Below are 19538 nucleotides of genomic sequence, written 5' to 3' on the forward strand. Positions count from 1 at the left end.
GTATGTGTATGGCTTTGCTTAGGTATTGCAATGAATTGAAATAATATGAAAAATTTTCAAATTAATGAAAATCATACGAAAAAAATGCAAATTCGCTTTAGTATGGGCGGTGTAAAAATACATTGCAGTAGGATTGATGAATTTACACAGTGGGTCGATCGAATAATAATGAAAAAAATGATGTTAGTGACATGCTTATGTTGGATGAGTTCAAGCGCTTTTGCTTTGGATTTAATGCAAGCCTATCAGCGTGCTCAAAATAGCGATCCGACTTGGCGCGCACAGCAATTACAATATCAGGCCGATCAATTAAATTTAGGGCTTGCGCAAGGCAATTTACTGCCAACTGTGACTTTGTCAGGCAATATCACGCGTAAAAGTCAGGAAATGAGTCAGCTCAATGATGTCAGTTTCTCACCTGAATTTTTAAGCAGTTCATCTTCATCTTCAACTTCACGCCAAATCGCATTAACAGCACGTCAGCCTTTATTCCGTTGGGATGCTTGGCAAGCTCTAAAACAAGTCAAAACCTCGTTAAGCCTGAGTGAAGTCACGTTACGTTTACAACAACAGCAACATATTTTGAGTGTATCAGAAGCGTATTTTAACGTACTGCGACAACAGTCTTTAACTGCAGCATATTTACAAGAAGAACATGCCTTACTCGAACAGCTCAATATGATGAATGCCAAACTGCGCGAGGGTTTGGTTGCGAAAAGTGAAGTTAGTGAAGCCAATGCACAGTATCAAAATGCACGGGCAAACCGGATTGCCACACATGTGCAGTTGGTTTTGGCACAAGAGCAGTTGGCACAATTGATTGGACCGTATCACGAAAGTTTGGCGGTTTTGCGTGATGACTTTCAATTTCAAAAACCTGTGCCTGAAAGTTTAGAGGCATGGTCACAATTGGCACAAACTCAAAATTTGGCCATTCAGCAGGCACGTTTACAGCGACAATATGCCGAAGATGCACGTCGAGTTGAGCAAGCAGCACGTTATCCGCAGGTAGAAGCTGTGGGCAGTTATGGTTATGCCAAGCAAAGCCCTGAAAGTATCATGTCGCCCGATGGTCAGTTCGATCAGGTCGGGATTGAAATGAACTGGAATGTGTTTAGCGGTGGGCGGGTCAATAAAAATGTGCAAAAGGCAGCAGTTTTGGTACAAAAGTCTGAAGCTGAATTAGATGCTGCGATTCGTAAAGCCAATACCGATGTGAAACAGGCGTATTTACAAGTCGAAACCGATCAAGCCAAATTGCAGGCGCGGCAAGCTGCAATGAATTCTGCAGATTTGGTGGCACGAGCATCCAAAGCGCAATATCAGGAAGGTTTAAAGACCATGGTAGATGTACTGTTGGCACAACGTAACGCCTTTTCTGCCAAACAGGATTATCTCAATGCGCAATATGATTATTTAAAGCATGTGCTACAGCTAAAAGCAGCAGTTGGGCAGTTGACCGAACAAGATATACAGGAAATGAATGCTTGGTTGATTCAGAAAGCCATATAAAATCATTTTGTCATCTGTATCAGGTATGTTGTATAAAGACGGAAACGATCAGACTTGAGAGTTTGGTGAGAAAATGTCATAAAAGCGTCATCATTGCTATGCTTTAATATTCAATTATTGCGTCAGTCTATCCTTTTGTTGTGGAGTGTATTCCTTGAGTACGAATAATCCTGTGTTAAGTCACCATATTTCTTCTCAGTTCAATGAAGATTTGCAGGATGTAAATACCAAATTTATGACCATGGGTGGTTTGGTAGAGCAGCAGGTTGCCAACTCGATTCATGCACTCTTGGATACCGATGCAGCTTTGGCGGTAGAAGTTCAGTTCCAAGATAATGCTGTCAACCGCATGGAAACCGAAATTGATGAAGCCTTAACATTAATTTTGGCGCGCCGTCATCCTGCCGCAATTGATTTGCGTATGGTGATTGCCATGTCTAAAGCCAATACTGACTTAGAGCGTATTGGTGATGAAGCTGCAAAAATTGCCCGTATTGCTCAAAACTTATGTGAAGAAGGCGGTTCACCACGTGGCTATATGGAAACACGTCATATTGGTAACCAGGTGCGTGTCATGATTCATGATGCACTAGATGCTTTTGCGCGTTTAGATGTCGATCAAGCACTACGTGTTTTACTTGCCGATGCTGATATTGATCGTGAATATCAATCTGCAACACGTACCCTGATGACCTATATGATTGAAGATCCACGACATATTTCACGTGTGATTAATGTGATGTGGGTTTTACGTTCATTAGAGCGTATTGGTGACCACGCACGAAATATTTCAGAGCAAGTGATTTATATGGTGAAAGGTTTGGACGTACGTCATACCAGCGTTAAAGAAATTGAAGAAAAAGTACAGGAACGCTAAGTACAGTTTTTTTGAATATTCAGCCTCATCGGACGATGGGGCTTTTTTTTGCTTAAATTATTCTTCTAGATTTTGGGTGATCTTTAAGATTTGAAACAGCCTGAATTTTGGATAAAAAAATCTCAGACTTTGGGGGAAATCTGAGATTGAAATCGAGAATATTTATTATAGCGAGAGATCCTTGCTTATCTTCTCAAAATAAGTATAGAAAAATCACACGCAAGAATCATGTGGTATATTGTAGTGGAATGTAGCGTTTTATGTACAAATGTATTTTGGAATTACATTGTTATTCGTGTGATTTATTTTTTATGATTTTATTTGAAATCATCGCCTAAGCCACTATTTTTAGGGCTTAAAAATGTAAATGTTCATCTTTAAAAAATCAGCAACAGCTTTCATTTTTTGAATCTTCTTTCAGTTGTTTTGCTGCATGGCAGTAGGTCATGCAAAAAAAGGCATAAAAAAGAGCCTTCGTGAAGACTCTTCTTTGGTATTAGTGCGTGATCTCAGTATCGCATGATGCAAGTGCAAATACTGGTTTGGAATTAGTTTTGAGGTTTTAAACCTTCAGCGACTTCTAAGCTAGCATCATTGTTCAGGAATTTTTCACGCTGTTCTTCAAGAAACTTTTTCGCATCGGCCTCAAACACATTTAAACGCTTTTCGTTAATGAGTGTAGTTTGGTGTTTGAGCCATTCTTGCCATGCCTGCTTAGACACGGTTTCAAACAGTTCTTGACCTTTTGCACCTGGAAATGGTGCAAAATCCATCGCATCCATTTCCTTTTGATATTTACGACAAAACACTTGTTTAGACATAGCGACTTCCCGGTTAGGCATAAAGTTGGGCAAGACGTGCTTGAGCACGTTCAATTGCTGCAGCGACTTGTGCAGGTGCAGTACCACCAATATGATCACGTGCATTTACAGAAGCTTCAAGGGTTAAGGCTTTTTCAAATACATCGGCTTGAATCAAGTCAGAGAATTGTTGTAATTGCGCTAAGCTCAGTTCAGACAGGTCTTTACCTTCTTGAACACCCAAGGCTACGGCTTTACCTACAATTTCATGCGCATCACGGAAGGCTACGCCATTTTTCACCAAGTAATCTGCAAGGTCGGTTGCGGTAGAGAAACCACGCAATGCTGCTTCACGCATTTCTGCAATATTCGGTACTAAGGCAGGAATCATGTCGGCAAATGCCATGAGCGAGCCGCGTACAGTATCAATTGCATCAAACAATGGTTCTTTGTCTTCTTGGTTGTCTTTGTTGTAGGCAAGCGGTTGACCTTTCATCAGGGTCAATAGACTCATTAAATCACCATAAACACGACCTGTTTTACCACGCACCAATTCAGGCACGTCTGGGTTTTTCTTCTGCGGCATAATAGATGAGCCAGTGCAGAAACGGTCGGGAATATTCACAAATTTAAACTGTGCCGATGTCCACAAAATCAATTCTTCAGACATGCGCGACAAGTGCATCATAATTAAAGATGCAGCGGCGTTAAACTCAATTCCGAAATCACGGTCAGATACGGCATCTAACGAGTTTTCAGATACAGCTTCAAAGCCCAATAATTCTGCGGTAAAAGCGCGGTCAATTGGGTAAGTAGTCCCTGCTAAAGCAGCAGAGCCTAAAGGCATGCGATTAACACGCTTACGGCAGTCAATTAAACGCTCAGAGTCACGTACCAGCATTTCAAACCACGCCATAAGGTGATGACCAAAAGTCACAGGCTGTGCGGTTTGTAAATGGGTGAAACCAGGCATAATGGTATGGGTGTTTTTGGCTGCCAAGCTCAAAATGCCGTGTTGTAATTTTTTTAATAATTCTAAAATGGCATCAATTTCGTCACGGACATACAAACGAATATCGGTTGCTACTTGGTCGTTACGGCTACGACCTGTATGTAATTTTTTACCTGTAATGCCAATACGCTGAGTAAGACGTGATTCGATGTTCATGTGGACATCTTCAAGATCAATACGCCATTCAAATTGACCTGCTTCAATTTCAGCCTGAATGGTATTTAAACCTTGAATAATATCGTCACGCTCTTCAGTTGTAAGTACGCCTACTTTGGCAAGCATCGTTGCATGCGCAATTGAGCCAGCAATATCTTGTTTATAAAAGCGTTGGTCAAATTGAACAGATGCTGTAAATTCAGCAACAAAAGCATCAGTCGCTTCAGAGAAACGACCGCCCCACATACCCGAAGTTTGGGCTTGTGACGGATTTGAGGAATTAGAAGATGTGGTCATATCGGCTCAATAAAGTAAAAAGCGGTGATTTGGACAAGAGTATAACAAATTCAGATTCACTTGCCGAAGAACAAGCCAATCAAACTTATGCTGATACGCAGGCAGAACAACATGAGCTGTATTTTTTTACGAAAATAGGACGTTGGCAATATCTAATTGAATTATTTATTGGCAGTAATGCCTTGGCGATGGTCTTGGCATTGGCTGAAGCTCAAGGTTGGCACGGCTTAAGTTTTGCTCGGGTGCTGCAATACGTGCTTTACATCAATTGGGTGGTGTTATGTTTTGCGGCCTTGGTGGAATTTTTTCAAGCACGTTTTTTACGCATGGGCTTGAGTTTATCTTTTTTGGTCAGCTTTTTGCTGCTGCAAGGCATCGTGTTGCTGACCACACTCAGTTTAAATACATTGTTGCATTTTGGGCAAAAATTTCATCTACAACAATTTGGTATAGATGATCTGTTACATGGTGTCGGACTGCATTTGAGTTATGGTGTATTATTGGGCGCATTTTGCTTTCGGTATATTTATGTACGTGAACAGGCAATTCAGCAACAGCACAGTGAATTACAAGCGCGGGTACATGCCATGCAGGCGCGTATTCATCCACATTTTTTATTCAATAGTTTAAATAATGTGATTAGTCTCATTGCCATAGATCCCGATAAAGCCGAGCAAATGCTGCTCAATTTATCACGTTTATTTCGTGCCAGTTTGCAAGAATTAAAACTGGTAAGCCTGAAAGATGAAATTGAACTTTGTCAGCGATATTTAGATATAGAACAAATTCGTTTAGGTGAACGACTGACCGTAGAATGGAAAATTGAACAACCGCAACTGCTCAGTCAGGTACAAATTCCCTTATTAACTTTACAACCCTTGTTAGAAAATAGTATTTTTCATGGAGTTGAAAAAGTTTTAGCAAAGAGTACGATAAGTATATTGATCGAAATATTGCAAAACCAAGTCAATATTGTCATTACAAATCCGTATGTCAGCGATAAAATAAATTTAAGACAAGGACACGGTATTGCGCTACAAAACGTGAAACAGCGTTTACAGGCTTATTATGGACGAAGTGTCACTTTTCAAAGTTATGCAGGGAAAGGTATGTACACAACGGTATTGCAATATCGCTATAAATAAAAATTGTGATTGTTCAAATTTTTCTTAACTTGATAAAAATAAAGTATTCAAATCATAAGGAGGGGAAATGGACATCCTAATTTGTGATGATGAGCCTCTAGCAAGAGAGCGATTATCACGTTTGGTCACTCAATTGGGGCATCATGTAGTAGCAACGGCAGCTCATGGGCAACAGGCGATTGAACTGGCAGATGAACATCAGCCGGATGTCATATTATTAGATATTCAAATGCCGGGAATGGATGGTTTAAGTTGCGCTCAACATTTGCGTGAGCTTGACCCAACGCCAGCCATTGTGTTTTGTACCGCCTACGATCAACATGCACTTGAGGCATTTAAGTCCCATGCGGAAGGCTATTTGTTAAAACCTATTATGCAACAGGAATTGCAACAGGTTTTAGATCATTTAACAAAACTCACGCAAGCGCAGATGAGTCATTTAAAACAAAAAGAAAATATGGACGAATTAAAAATAAAACGTCACCAAATTGCTGCGAAAACCTATCGTGGTGTAGAGTTGGTGCCTCTAGAAAATATCTATTATTTTTTAGCCGATCAGAAATATGTCACGGTGCGTCATAAAAATGGCAGTGTCTTGATTGATGAAACGCTGAAAGATTTAGAAAGCGAATTTGGTGATCAATTTATTCGCATTCACCGAAATGCTTTGGTCTCGATTCAGTTTTTGGAGGGGCTAGAAGTGGTCAATTCAGGACAGTATCAGGTGCGTTGCCGCGAGCTAGATGAGCGTTTGGCTGTTAGTCGACGACATTTACCTTTATTGCGAGAACGCATCCAAAAACTCTAATTGATCATTCTCATCGCAGATGAATACGCAACAGATTGATAAATCAGTAAAGAAATAGGCTTGCATTTTTAGGGGATCAGGTTAAGTTTAGATGAACTTATTTATCTTGCTTAGCTGTTATGATGAAAACCCTGAAAATTGCCACTCGACAAAGCCCGCTTGCGTTATGGCAGGCTGAACACATTCGTGCCCGCTTAGAGGCGATGCATGCCGATTTAACTGTTGAGTTGGTGACTTTTGTCACACAGGGCGATAAAATTTTAGATACCCCACTGGCAAAAATTGGGGGGAAAGGCTTATTTGTCAAAGAATTAGAAGCTGCTTTAATGGATGGTCGTGCCGATTTAGCCGTACATTCCATGAAAGATGTACCCATGGCATTGCCTGAAGGGTTAAGCTTGGCGGTCATTTGTGAGCGTGAAGACCCGTTCGATGCCTTTGTATCGAACCATTATGCCAGTTTTGCAGATTTACCACAGGGCGCTAAAGTCGGAACCTCAAGCTTGCGCCGCAAATGTCAAATTTTAAAAGCACGTCCAGATTTAGAGATTATTGATTTACGTGGCAATGTGGGCACGCGCCTGTCTAAGCTAGATGATGGTCAGTATGACGCAATTATTTTAGCCAGTGCAGGATTAAGGCGTTTGGGCTTGGCAGAGCGCATTCGCCATACTATTCAGCCGGATGTGAGCCTACCTGCAGTGGGGCAAGGGGCTTTGGGTCTGGAATGTCGTAGCCAAGATCAGGCGGTTCTGGATTTGATTTTGCCGTTAATGCATGCTGAAACCAATGTGTGTGTACGTGCCGAACGTGCTTTTAATGCTTACTTAGAAGGCGGTTGTCAGGTACCAATTGCAGGCTATGCAACTTTGCAGAATGGTCAATTGCAGATTGAAGGTCGTGTTGGTAGTGTCGATGGGCGAACCATTCTTAAAGCTGTGCAACATGGTGCACCTGAACAGGCTGAAATGCTAGGTGAAGAATTGGCAAAAGCTTTATTGGCACAAGGTGCGGGTGAATTACTGAAAGCCTTGTATCAATAGTCCATATTGCGCCAGAAGCCCATGCTATTCATTAATACCCGACCTAAAGATCGTGCAGAGGTCTTAACTCAGGCTTTGCAACAACAGCATATTGAGGTCATTGACTTGCCCTTGTTGCAGCTTACTGCACAGCCGTGGTCAGAGCAACTGGCTAATTTATACACTCAGTTGCCACATACACATATTATTGTGGTGGTCAGTCCTACTGCAGTCGATATTGGGATGAAATATTTAACCCAAAGCCAAATATCCTTGCAGGATTTGCAACATATACGTTGGGTGGCTGTGGGTGAGAAAACTGCAGAAGTTTTACGCGGATATGGTGTTCATAGCGAAGTCCCGCAGGTTGAAACCTCCGAAGGGATGCTGAGTTTGCCGTGTTTGCAAAATTTAAAAGTGGGCACACAAATTGCTTTTTGGCGTGGTGAGGGCGGTCGGCAATTTATGATGCAAACACTGATTGATCAGGGGATGCAGATCCATAATTTTGTGTTGTATCGGCGGGAATGTCCTGCCAGTTCTATTGGAAAAATGCAGGCAGTACGCGCACGTTTAATACAATCTTCAGAATTTATCATGATGATTAGCAGTGAAGCCAGTTGGTTAAACTGGCTGAGCTTGATTCAGCAGGAATTTGATTTACTGAACAGAGGATATTATTGGGTATTAGGTGATCGTTTAGAGAAAATTTTACTCGATTATCAAACGCAGCATCATGCAAAATATAAAGTATTGAAGTTGACCCATTTAAAAACAGAATTAATATTGCAGCACATGATGCTCATGCAAGGAAAGCTATGAAAAAACTGGTTGTGATCGTGATGTTGATTGCGTTGATTTGGATCGTTAAATTAAGTTTTGATGTGATGCAAGTTTCGACGCAACAACAGCAACTCAGTCAAAGTTTGCATTTAGTAGAAAAAAATATTGCCAATTTAAATGATCAACTGGTGGCTTTACAGCGACGTAATTATACACAAGGTGCAGCAGAACAGCCCGCAGTATCCAGCGCTGCGCCGCAAGAAGATGCTATTCAGCCAATGGAGATGGTGGCGCAGCAATTAGACTTGGTGGAATTTTCTTTACAGCAACAGCAATTTCACTATGCAACCGAAATGCTAGCAAATTTAGACCGTGAATTAAACGAATATGCTTTAGCGCCAGCTTTGAAACAAAGTTTGCACCAAGTTATTCAGCAAGATCAGAAACAAATTCAACAATTTATAACAATACGCGATGCGAAATATCAACAAGTGAGTCAGTTGTTACAACAGTTAGATCAACACATAAAACAGCAAGTTCAACAACCTGAGCTGAACCCTGCAGATGTCGATGATCGTTATATTTGGCAAAAATGGCTGAGTATTGAATCAGCCAAGCAACCGGCAACACAGTTGATGCAGCGCCAGATTATTTTAAAAGAGGCACAATTGCGTCTATTGCTGGCTCGACAAGTATTTATGCAAGGTCAATATGTGCAATATCAACAAGAAGTGAATGACATTATTCAGTTATTACAACAATTACCTGATCAGAAAGTACAGCAATTGGTTCAGCAATTAGAAAAAATTAAAAACTTAAATATCGTTCCAACGCCAAGTTTAAAAACGCGTGCTTTATTGGGAGCGGTATAAATGAAACAGATTTTACTCGCCTATGTAGTGGTCAGTATTCTACTGATAGCTTTGCTGAGTGTACTGAGTTATGGGTATGGTTCAGGCTATGTTTATGTGTATTGGCGTGAATGGCAATTGCAAACCAATATTTGGTTGTTGTTGTTTTTTTTCTTGTCGATCAGTGTTTCGCTACAAATTTTATGGTTGTTGTTAAAACGCTATTTTAGCCGTGAGCAGCGTAAGGTTGAAACCGTATTTAACTTTAAAAATCTGCATCCTTATGAGCAATTGGGGGTCATTTGGTTGTTAGATGCTGCTGAAGATCAACATACATTTATTCGACAGGTATTTGCCCAGTCAGGCTTCCTCAAAGGGGTGATAGAAGCACGTATGTATTCCATTCAACAGCAATATCCGCAAGCGTTGACTGCATTAAATCAAAGTAGTGCCATGGCGTTTGAATTGGCAGAAATACAGCGTATTGAAATTTATTTAGCGCAGCAGCAACCTGAACAAGCTTTGACACATTTAGAGTTTCTGAATCAGCATGAATTATCGCCGTGGTTATTTAAAGTCAAAACAGCTTATCAAAAGCGTTTAGTTGCTTTGTGGGGTGAGTTTGCCACGCAATATCCTTGGCATTATTTGCGTTCGACCAAATACGGGCATTTAGATGCAGACACCAAACAAAAGTGGCTAACCCAGTTATTAACACAATTTGAGCAGACCGATGCAGAAAATTTACAGGCCTTGCAACAGCGTTATTGCGACTTAGGGGAGCAGATTTTCAGTCAGCCTTATGCCACTCAGGTGTTGTGGTTGAAGTTGTTATCGCGTCTGCCTGATTTAGCTGCACAACATGAACGTCTTGCGGTACATATGTTGAGTGAACAGTTTAATCAGGAAGTGTTTTATTTATGGTTCCAACATCAGTTGTTAAAACAGCAACCTGATTATGCAAAAATTGAACAGCAAATAAATTTGTGGGAACAGAAATATCCTGTATTACCTGTATTTAGTTTTGCTAAATGGCATATTTTTACGGCAACAGCACGTTATTCAGAAGCCGAACAATTACTGGATTTATATCCTGAACACGTATTAATGAGTTATTTAAGAGTTAAATCTAACTTAAAAGATCAGCCTGAATTATTAAAACAGTTAAATTTAATCTTTGAAAATAATTCTAATTTTGTCGAAATTAAAATTTAAAGGTGAGTAGTGTTAACATTAGCAGATTATCCAATTGTTTTTGAGCAGCGTGTCGCATGGGGAGATATGGATGCTTTTGGGCATGTCAATAATGTGATTTATTACCGTTATATTGAAAATGCGCGTTTGTATTATTTGAACCATTTAAAAATTTTACAGCAAGATGTTTTGACTGTAATTGCCTCAAATCAGTGCAAATATATACGTCCCGTGGTTTATCCTGATATTTTAAAAATTGGTGTTCGGGTAGAAGAGTTGCGTAATAGTGCCATGCGTATGCATTATTTAATTTATAGTGAAGCACAGCAAATGGTGGTGGCAGAGGCAGAGGCAGTGATTGTATGTGTGGATTGCGTCAATATGCAAAAAACCTTAATCCCTGAAAATGTACGCGCGGCGATCCATAAAATAGAAAAAACTGCATAGCATATTCTTGATTAAATCTTAATAATCAGTTCATAATATGTCCGACTGTTATTTATATGTAGAGTAGTGGGTTTTTTATTGACGCTTGGGTTTGATAAAAATAGAATGAATCTGCTTAATTTAATAACTGAATATAAAAAGCATAGTTTTTGGAGTAAGTATGATGCCTGATATTAGCAATTTGTCTGTAGAACAGTTAAAGCATTTACAAGCGGAAGCGGAAGCATTAATTGCAACAAAAAAAGATCAAGCGATTGAAGATGCCTATGATCAAATTTTAGCGATTGCAGACAATTTGGGTTTAAGCATTGAGCAGATTTTGGAAGTTGGCGAAAGCAAGCGTAAGAAAAGCCCACGTAAAACTGTAGCGCCACGTTATCGTAGCAAAACCAATCCTACAGATACTTGGACGGGTCGTGGAAAAAAACCACGCTGGTTAGTCGCTGAAATAGAAAAAGGCGCAAAACTTGAAGATTTTCTAATCTAAGCTTCATCAATTTGTCATTGACTTGACTTAGAGTTCAAAAACCAAGCAATACAGCTTGGTTTTTTTATCGGTATGAATTGGCGACGCCGAAAAAGTGTGCATAATGTGTGAGTGTTATAAAAAGTCATTCATAGAAAAATTAGTAAGGTTGGTCGTGGTGGCATGATAAAGAAACCCAAATACATCACGTGGTGGATTTTCGCCCTCATTGCATTTTTGTTTTTTGTGTTGTTACAAATTCCCGCAGCGTGGTTGATTTCAAAATTTTATAAAAATAATCAGACCTTACACAATGTGAGTGGTAATATTTGGAAAGGACAAGCTGATTGGCATAAAGGACAGTTACGTGGCTCTTTAAGTTGGAATACACGTCCTTTAGATTTAGTTTTATTACGTGTCGCTGCCGATGTTGAAGTGCACAGTGGCAATACTAAACTCGAAGGCATTATTGGCTATCGTTTTGGTAGCGTCTTGGTGCAATCTTTAGATGGGCAAGTTGCGCCAGAAACCTTAAAAAGTATTGTGGACTGGCAGTGGCCAAGTAATGCGATTCAACTCAAAGATATTCATTTGAATTTTAAAAAACAACAAGGTTTTACCAAAAGCAAAGGACAGTTGCAGTGGGCGGGTGGCGAATTGCTGTATCGTTTTGCTCAGCGCCAAGACCGTATGAATATTCCTGCGTTAAAAGGCAGCTTGTCTGATGAAAATGGCAAACTGTTATTTGATATTCGCGATCAGCGTGAACAAAAAATGCTGAATATTGCGCTTGATCAAAGCTTGATGTTAGATGTACAACTTATGCAACGCTTATTAATGAATATCGCCTCTTATGAGGGTAAAGCGGGCTTAGATACCTATGTAATCAGTACTCGCCAACCTCTATTTAAAGGAGGTTTCTAATGCGTACACTCTCTGAACGATTGGAAAATTTGCACTGGAAGCAGTTTGATCGTGCTGCGCCTGTACTTTTAACTTTTTTGATTTTGTACCTGTGTTGGAAGCTGGCGAGTTTATTTTGGTGGGTTGTTGCGCCGCCCCAAGTCATGCAAATTGATCGGGTGGAGTTAGGTTCACAGCAACCACAAATCCCGAATACTTCATCCTTTGCATTGTTTCAAGAACTTGGGCGTAGCAACACTGCCGATGATCAATTAAATATGACCTTGCAAGGTGTGGTGGTTGGGCAACCGAGTCAGTTTTCTTCTGCGGTTATTAAAGTGAATGACGTGGCAGAGCGATACCGTGTTGGAGATGTGATTGATTCGAGTCAGTACCAATTGGCAGAAGTTTATTGGGATCGGGTGGTTTTACGTCATAGCAGTGGCGCGACGCGTGAAGTATTGTTTAAGGGTATTGAAAATGGTTTAAATCAACCTATCGCACCTTTAATTTCAAATGGTAACCAAGAGCCTGCAATGGCACCCCCCCAGTCCGTACAACCGAATAACGCCATTGGACAGGCAGTGCAGCGTATACAGGAAGATCGCGAACAATATTTAAAAGAGATGGGTGTTGAGGCAAATACGGGCAATGGTTATGAAGTGACCACACGTACGCCAGCCGCTTTAAGAAATAAACTGGGTTTACAGCCAGGTGACCGTATTTTGTCTTTAAATGGACAAAACGTCGGGCAAGGGCAAAACGATGCGCAGTTATTAGAACAAGCGCGTCGTGAAGGTCAGGTGAAATTAGAAATAAAACGTGGTGATCAGGTGATGACCATACAACAAAATTTTTAAATGAATCGGCATGTTGAATAATGCAGAGGCATATTTAGGGTTAGGAAACACAGTAGATTATGGCTTTATTGAATCATGAGCGTCCATTTTGGGCATTACTGGCTGCTGCACCGCTTGTTGCAATGGTGAGTACTGCAAGTCATGCGCAAACCTGGAAAATTAATTTACGTGATGCGGACTTAACTGCATTTATTAATGAAGTGGCCGATATTACCGGCAAGAACTTTGCAGTCGATCCGCGTGTGCGTGGCAATGTCACGGTGATTTCCAACAAAGCCCTGAATAAAAATGAAGTCTATGACTTATTTCTAGGGGTGTTGAATGTGAATGGTGTGGTGGCTATTCCATCAGGAAATACCATTCGCCTTGTACCTGACAGCAATGTTAAAAGCTCAGGCATTCCTTATGACAGTCGTCAAAATGCGCGTGGTGATCAAGTTGTAACGCGGGTGATATGGCTGGAAAATACCAATGCCAATGACCTGATTCCTGCTTTACGTCCGCTCATGCCACAATTTGCACACTTATCAGCGGTAGGGGGCACCAATGCCTTAATCGTGTCAGATCGTGCCAGTAACATTTATCAGTTAGAAAGCATTATCCGTAACCTAGATGGTACGGGGCAAAATGATATTGAGGCGATTAGTCTGCAATCCAGTCAAGCCGAAGAAGTGATTGGCTTGCTCGAGTCGATGAGTTCGACAGGGGCTGCGAAAGATATTAAAGGTTCGCGTGTACGCATTGTGGCAGACAATCGTACCAATCGTATTATCATCAAAGGCGATACCGCAACACGTAAACGTATTCGCCAAATGATTGAAATGATGGATGTGCCTGCTGCAGATCGTTTGGGTGGTTTAAAGGTTTTTCGCTTGAAGTATGCCAGTGCACAGAATTTAGCAGAAATATTGCAAGGTCTGGTTTCAGGGCAGGCGGTGAGCAGCAGCGCTAATGCTAATAGCAACAGTAGCAACAGCAGTTCTAGTAATTTAAGCAGCAACAATAACACCACAGGTAATTCATCGACCATTTCTACCCCAAGTATTAATTTAGGGGGCAGCTCGAATAGTAATAATCAGAACAACATCACGAGTTTTAATAGCAATGGTGTCAGTATTATTGCCGATGGTTCGCAAAATGCTTTGGTGATCAAAGCCGATCCGCAGTTAATGCGTGAAATTGAATCGGCGATTCAACAGCTAGATACCCGTCGTCAACAAGTTTTGATTGAAGCTGCAATTATAGAAGTAGAGGGCACTGATGCTGATCAGCTCGGTGTACAATGGGCGCTGGGAGATTTAAGCAGCGGCATTGGCTTGATTAACTTTGACAATATCGGTGCAAGTTTAAAAAATGTTGCAGCAGGCTATTTGACTGGTGGTGCAGCGGGTGCGGGCAGTGCGATTGGTGCAGGTACATCTTTGGTTTTGGGGGATTATCGTGAAGGAAGCGATGGTTCCCGTAAACTCTATGGTGCGATGATTCAGGCTTTGAAAGAAAAAACCAAATCCAATTTATTGTCTACCCCTTCTATCGTGACTATGGATAATGAAGAAGCCTATATTGTGGTGGGTGAGAACGTTCCTTTTGTGACAGGGTCATTATCCACCAATGGTGGTGTGGCAAATCCTTATACCACCATTGAACGTAAAGATGTCGGGGTGACTTTAAAAGTGGTGCCACATATTGGTGAGGGTGGAACACTACGCTTGGAAGTTGAACAAGAAGTGTCGGATGTCAAAGCCAATAAAGGTCAGGCGCAGGATTTAGTCACCAGCAAACGCGCCATTAAAACTTCGATTTTGGCTGAACATGGGCAAACCATTGTCTTGGGTGGCTTGATTTCTGATAACTCGATTTATAGTCGTCAAGCTGTGCCAGGTTTGGGGGCTATTCCAGGCTTAGGGCGTTTATTCCGTTCCGATGGTCAATCTAATCAAAAACGTAATTTATTAATTTTTATTCACCCAACGATTGTGGGAGATAGTCAGGACATTCGCCGTATTTCGCAGCAGCGTTATAGTCAATTGTATAGCCTTCAATTGGCGATGGATACCGATGGTAGCTTTGCTAAACTGCCTGAAAATGTTAGTGATGTCTATCAGCAGCGTTTGCCTGTCTCTCGAGTTGCACCGCAAGCAGGAACTTATCAAACCTTGCCGTCAGCAGTGTCTGCAAACCGTACAGCAACGGTGGTGAGCAGCACCCCTGTTGCGATTGAGCCTGCGGTGCAGCGCCAAAACGTAGTTTTGCCACAGCAGGAAGTGAGCAAAACCAAAAATACAGTTACCACGACCACAATTCGCGCTACACCTTAATCGTATCCTGCACAGATTGTGGTTAAGGGCATGTTATGATGTCGCCAAATCACACGAGAGAAGTTATTTATGACTTGGAAAATACAAGCAATTAGCGGTGAATTTACTGGCCAAGAAATTAGTATCGACCGTGATATGTTGGTGGGGCGCCATCAAAGTGCAGATTTGGTGCTGCAATCGGCAGAAATTTCACGTAAACATGCGGCTTTTTTACTCAAAGAACAAGCGCTGTATGTGCAAGATTTAAATTCTTCGAACGGCTCTTTTGTTAATGATTTGCGTATTGCCGATGAAACCTTACTTAAAGAAGGTGATATCGTTCAATTTGCTAGCTTAAAATTTTCAGTACTTGCGCCTGCGGTTGAATTGGAGCATGCAGCTGATGTTGCTGAAACTGCAGATAAAGTCACAGCGCAAACAGAAAAAACACCTGCACAGCAAATGAATGAGCAGGGAATGCCTGAGTTGAATCAACGTGACAGTTCTGTGCAATTAAACCGAGATGGTATGCCGCAAGGTGTGGCAGTGCCAAAACCAGCGCCTATTCCAGAAGGTGTAGATATTCATGCAGCTCAAGCAGAGCCAACACCTGTGCCTGTCGAGCAGCCTGTTTCTCGTGTGGAACTAGAGAAAGAACAGCAGAAAAATGCCTCTGTTGGCTTGATTTCACTAGTTGTCTTGGTGATTTTGGCAGTTTTGGCTTGGCTATTGTTTAAATAAGTAGCCTTTGCTTTACAATCAAGGCATGCGATCGCATGCCTTTGTTCATTTAGGGGGGAAGAATGTCTATTGCTCAGCTAGATACGCGTCAAGTCATTTTATTTGATTTAGATGGCACCTTGGTCGATTCTGCGACAGATTTATACCGCGCCATGAATATGAGTTTAAATGCGCTGCAACTGCCTTTGGTAACACTGGAACAAGTCCGAACTTGGGTGGGTAAGGGAACTGCGGTATTTTGCAATAGTGTTTTATCGCACTTAATGGGCGAAGTTCATCCTGAACAGCAACAACAGCTACTGAATACCTTCTTAGAAATTTATAATGCCGATCCGTGTATCGACACACAACCCTTCCCGGGCATTATTGAATTTTTGGACTGGGCAAAAGCACAACAAAAAACCTTAGTTTGTGTGACCAATAAACCTGAACAACCAGCTCGTGCCATTGTTGAAGCATTAGAGATGCAACACTATTTTGCTGATGTGATTGGTGGAGATCGCTTTGAGGAACGTAAACCACATCCACGTCAATTGCTACATTGTGTCGAACATTATCAAGTGGAGAAGTGTCAAGTCTTGATGATTGGTGATTCTTCTAATGATGTTGAAGCCGCGCGTCGAGCGGGGGTTGATTGTATTGTAGTCAGCTACGGCTATAATCATGGTGAACCGATTGCCAATTGTCAGCCGCAACAAATTGTGGATAATTTAACTGAATTGTTAAATATTTAAGTGCTTAAAACTTCACGCTAATTGCTATAAAGGATATCAATATGAGTCAGGCTGTAATGCCCGTATTTCGATGGCGACGCTAGTCAATCTACAACCGTCCTTCACTTCGTCTTATCGAAAACATTGCTACATCGAAATATAGAGAGCTTTACATGACCACTCAGACTCAATTTGAACAACTTAAAGCAGCAGGCTATAACCTTATTCCCGTATATCGCCAGCGTTTGGCTGATACCGAAACTCCATTGTCGGTATTTGCGCGTTTGAAGCAGCATCAACAAGCTTATTTGTTTGAGTCTGTAGAAGGGGGTGAAAACTGGGCACGTTATTCAATTATTGGTTTGGGTGAATCTACAGTTTTCTCTTGCAATGCGGGTGAACTCACCATCCAGCATGCCGATGGTTCAATCGAAAAACAAACTTGTGTGCAGCCGTTTCAGTATATCCGCGAATTTCAGGCCCAGTTTAAAGTGCCTACGCAAGCCGACTTGCCTGAATTGCCAAGTTTTACAGGCGGTTTGGTTGGCTATTTGGGTTACGATGCAGTACGTTATATCGAACCGCGTTTAAAAAACGTACCTGCAACAGATCCAGTCGGTTTGCCTGATATTTGGATGATGCTGTCTAAAACAGTCATCGTGTTTGATAATTTAAAAGATACTTTGTTTTTAATTGTGCATGCGGATGCAGCACAGGCAGATGCCTATACCAAGGCGCAACAACAGCTTGATGCACTAGAAGAAATTTTAGCAACCCCGATTAGTCTAAAAGCAGAAAAACATACGCCACCACATTTTGAATCGCTCACAGGTAAAGAAAAGTTCTTGGCGACCATTGATACTGTCAAAGAATACATTCGTGCAGGCGATGTCATGCAAGTGGTGCCTGGACATCGTATGGTGTCAGATTTCGATGGTGAACCGTTGCAGGTTTATCGTGCTTTACGTCATCTCAATCCATCGCCGTATTTGTTTTTGGTGCAAGGCAAAACTTTGGGTGATGATCAACCGTTTCATATTGTTGGTTCATCACCTGAAATTTTATCGCGTTTGGAAAACGGTATTGCCACTGTGCGTCCTTTAGCGGGTACACGCCCGCGCGGTAAAACTAAAGAAGAAGATTTAGCACTTGAGCAAGACTTGTTATCGGATGAGAAAGAAATTGCTGAACATTTGATGCTGATTGACTTAGGACGTAATGATGTCGGACGTATTGCCAAGATTGGTAAAGTACAAGTAACTGATCAAATGGTGATCGAGCGTTATTCGCATGTCATGCATATTGTTTCAAACGTGCAAGGTGAGGTACGCGATGATGTTGATGCTTTGGATGTTTTTCAGGCAACCTTTCCTGCAGGGACGCTTTCGGGTGCACCAAAAATTCGTGCCATGGAAATTATTGATGAAGTTGAGCCTGTAAAACGTGGTGTTTTTGGTGGCGCTGTCGGCTATTTAGGTTGGCATGGTGAAATGGATATGTCGATTGCGATTCGTACCTGTGTTATACGTCACAATAAGGTCTATGTTCAGGCAGGTGCAGGTCTAGTTGCGGACTCAAACCCTGAGTCTGAATGGAATGAAACCCTAATAAAAGCTCGCGCAGTGATCAAAGCGGTTGAATTATCATCAAATGGGTTGATTTTATGAGTTTTTAGCGTTTTTTTTAAAAAAAACACTTGCACGGATTTCAAGTTTTGCTAAACTGCACACCGTTCCGATGCGAAACGTACGAAACACTAAGAAACGCCGGCATAGCTCAGTTGGTAGAGCAACTGACTTGTAATCAGTAGGTCCACAGTTCGAATCCGTGTGCCGGCACCATCTTAGAGAGTTTGTGTTGTTGAGTAAAGAACGAACACTGAGTAAGTGTGAAAATGGTGGGATTCCCGAGCGGTCAAAGGGAGCAGACTGTAACTCTGCCGCGTAAGCTTCGAAGGTTCGAATCCTTCTCCCACCACCATTAACTTCGATAGAAGTGGTAATTACCAACATAGATGCGGGAGTAGCTCAGTTGGTAGAGCGGCAGCCTTCCAAGCTGCATGTCGCGAGTTCGATCCTCGTCTCCCGCTCCATCGAAGGATTTATCGCTCTTATAGCTCAGTGGTAGAGCACTCCCTTGGTAAGGGAGAGGTCTCGAGTTCAAATCTCGATAAGAGCTCCAGATACAGTTTAGCGATTATTCGCACAAATTTTTTAAAAAAGCAGGCTTATTAGTCTGCTTTTCAAGTATTAGGTGTCTAGTTTTTTAGGCGATATGTCGGGGCAGAGTTTTACTCAGCATTGTGTTCGACGTAAACGAGGAAGATGAACATGGCTAAGGCTAAGTTTGAACGTAATAAGCCACACGTTAACGTGGGCACAATCGGTCACGTTGACCATGGTAAAACAACTTTAACAGCTGCGATTGCAACTGTATGTGCAAAAAAATTCGGTGGTGAAGCGAAAGACTACGCTGCAATTGACTCTGCACCAGAAGAAAAAGCACGTGGTATTACAATTAATACTTCTCACGTAGAATACGACTCTCCAACTCGTCACTACGCGCACGTAGACTGCCCGGGCCACGCCGATTATGTTAAAAACATGATTACTGGTGCTGCTCAGATGGACGGCGCGATCCTTGTATGTGCTGCG

The 19538-nt window shown here is 41.6% G+C and carries 19 protein-coding genes and 4 tRNA genes; 21 read left to right on the forward strand and 2 right to left on the reverse strand.

What is annotated here, in order from left to right:
* The first annotated feature begins 168 nt into the window (after positions 1 to 168).
* Together L6C30_RS08835 and phoU are read left to right on the forward strand one after the other, a co-directional pair.
* On the forward strand, positions 169 to 1512 hold the full coding sequence (locus L6C30_RS08835) for a TolC family outer membrane protein (protein WP_236162890.1): 1344 nt from the start codon (positions 169 to 171) through the stop codon (positions 1510 to 1512).
* A gap of 154 nt (positions 1513 to 1666) precedes the next feature.
* The gene (phoU, locus tag L6C30_RS08840) at positions 1667 to 2389 is read left to right on the forward strand and encodes a phosphate signaling complex protein PhoU (protein ID WP_019838121.1); all 723 of its coding nucleotides are present in this window, start codon (positions 1667 to 1669) and stop codon (positions 2387 to 2389) included.
* A 548-nt stretch (positions 2390 to 2937) separates the two neighbouring features.
* Here the strand turns inward: phoU and L6C30_RS08845 are convergent.
* The gene (locus L6C30_RS08845; protein ID WP_026438236.1) at positions 2938 to 3210 is read right to left on the reverse strand and encodes an oxidative damage protection protein; all 273 of its coding nucleotides are present in this window, start codon (positions 3208 to 3210) and stop codon (positions 2938 to 2940) included.
* Positions 3211 to 3223: 13 nt separating this feature from the next.
* A complete protein-coding gene (gene argH, locus L6C30_RS08850) occupies positions 3224 to 4654 on the reverse strand; it encodes an argininosuccinate lyase (RefSeq protein ID WP_171257432.1) in 1431 nt (476 codons plus the stop codon).
* On the opposite strand from argH, the gene L6C30_RS08855 reads away from it, so the two are divergent.
* From L6C30_RS08855 to L6C30_RS08945, 19 genes are all read left to right on the forward strand, one after another.
* Positions 4645 to 5799 carry a sensor histidine kinase gene (locus tag L6C30_RS08855; protein WP_019838118.1) on the forward strand — a complete coding sequence of 385 codons (1155 nt, stop codon included), beginning with the start codon at positions 4645 to 4647 and terminating at the stop codon, positions 5797 to 5799. The two genes, argH and L6C30_RS08855, sit on opposite strands and share 10 nt — an antisense overlap.
* 67 nt (positions 5800 to 5866) lie before the next feature.
* Complete coding sequence (locus L6C30_RS08860) at positions 5867 to 6607, forward strand: LytTR family DNA-binding domain-containing protein (RefSeq protein ID WP_070154710.1); 741 nt, start codon at positions 5867 to 5869, stop codon at positions 6605 to 6607.
* A gap of 122 nt (positions 6608 to 6729) precedes the next feature.
* Positions 6730 to 7650 (forward strand): hydroxymethylbilane synthase, encoded by a 921-nt coding sequence (gene hemC / locus L6C30_RS08865; RefSeq protein ID WP_230243889.1) that lies wholly within the window; start codon positions 6730 to 6732, stop codon positions 7648 to 7650.
* 21 nt (positions 7651 to 7671) lie between these two features.
* Positions 7672 to 8451 (forward strand): uroporphyrinogen-III synthase, encoded by a 780-nt coding sequence (locus tag L6C30_RS08870; protein ID WP_019838116.1) that lies wholly within the window; start codon positions 7672 to 7674, stop codon positions 8449 to 8451.
* Entirely contained in the window at positions 8448 to 9284 is an 837-nt protein-coding gene (locus L6C30_RS08875; protein ID WP_236162889.1) for a hypothetical protein, read from the forward strand. Before L6C30_RS08870 ends, L6C30_RS08875 begins: the two co-directional genes overlap by 4 nt.
* A complete protein-coding gene (locus L6C30_RS08880; protein ID WP_019838114.1) occupies positions 9285 to 10478 on the forward strand; it encodes a hypothetical protein in 1194 nt (397 codons plus the stop codon). It abuts the gene before it with no gap.
* Positions 10479 to 10487: 9 nt separating this feature from the next.
* Positions 10488 to 10904 (forward strand): thioesterase family protein, encoded by a 417-nt coding sequence (locus L6C30_RS08885; protein WP_019838113.1) that lies wholly within the window; start codon positions 10488 to 10490, stop codon positions 10902 to 10904.
* A gap of 160 nt (positions 10905 to 11064) precedes the next feature.
* Positions 11065 to 11391 carry an H-NS family nucleoid-associated regulatory protein gene (locus tag L6C30_RS08890; protein WP_019838112.1) on the forward strand — a complete coding sequence of 109 codons (327 nt, stop codon included), beginning with the start codon at positions 11065 to 11067 and terminating at the stop codon, positions 11389 to 11391.
* A gap of 162 nt (positions 11392 to 11553) precedes the next feature.
* Positions 11554 to 12294, forward strand: a complete 741-nt coding sequence (gspN, locus tag L6C30_RS08895) for a type II secretion system protein N (protein WP_236162888.1) — start codon at positions 11554 to 11556, stop codon at positions 12292 to 12294.
* On the forward strand, positions 12294 to 13133 hold the full coding sequence (locus tag L6C30_RS08900; RefSeq protein ID WP_019838110.1) for a type II secretion system protein N: 840 nt from the start codon (positions 12294 to 12296) through the stop codon (positions 13131 to 13133). Before gspN ends, L6C30_RS08900 begins: the two co-directional genes overlap by 1 nt.
* Positions 13134 to 13192: 59 nt before the next feature.
* Entirely contained in the window at positions 13193 to 15451 is a 2259-nt protein-coding gene (gene gspD / locus L6C30_RS08905; protein WP_236162887.1) for a type II secretion system secretin GspD, read from the forward strand.
* 69 nt (positions 15452 to 15520) lie between these two features.
* Positions 15521 to 16171, forward strand: a complete 651-nt coding sequence (locus L6C30_RS08910; RefSeq protein WP_019838108.1) for an FHA domain-containing protein — start codon at positions 15521 to 15523, stop codon at positions 16169 to 16171.
* A gap of 62 nt (positions 16172 to 16233) precedes the next feature.
* On the forward strand, positions 16234 to 16905 hold the full coding sequence (locus tag L6C30_RS08915) for a phosphoglycolate phosphatase (protein WP_236162886.1): 672 nt from the start codon (positions 16234 to 16236) through the stop codon (positions 16903 to 16905).
* A gap of 152 nt (positions 16906 to 17057) precedes the next feature.
* Positions 17058 to 18551 carry an anthranilate synthase component I gene (trpE, locus tag L6C30_RS08920; protein ID WP_236162885.1) on the forward strand — a complete coding sequence of 498 codons (1494 nt, stop codon included), beginning with the start codon at positions 17058 to 17060 and terminating at the stop codon, positions 18549 to 18551.
* Between the two features lie 98 nt (positions 18552 to 18649).
* Positions 18650 to 18725, forward strand: a tRNA-Thr gene (locus L6C30_RS08925).
* Positions 18726 to 18780: 55 nt separating this feature from the next.
* A tRNA-Tyr gene (locus tag L6C30_RS08930) sits at positions 18781 to 18864 on the forward strand.
* Positions 18865 to 18900: 36 nt separating this feature from the next.
* A tRNA-Gly gene (locus L6C30_RS08935) sits at positions 18901 to 18976 on the forward strand.
* Between the two features lie 14 nt (positions 18977 to 18990).
* A tRNA-Thr gene (locus L6C30_RS08940) sits at positions 18991 to 19065 on the forward strand.
* Between the two features lie 149 nt (positions 19066 to 19214).
* The coding region (locus L6C30_RS08945; RefSeq protein WP_236162884.1) for a GTP-binding protein at positions 19215 to 19538 on the forward strand (324 nt) is incomplete at its 3' end.

Origin of the sequence: Acinetobacter sp. KAM396 (assembly GCF_021602765.1) — a bacterium.
Classification (GTDB): Bacteria; Pseudomonadota; Gammaproteobacteria; order Pseudomonadales; family Moraxellaceae; genus Acinetobacter; species Acinetobacter towneri_A.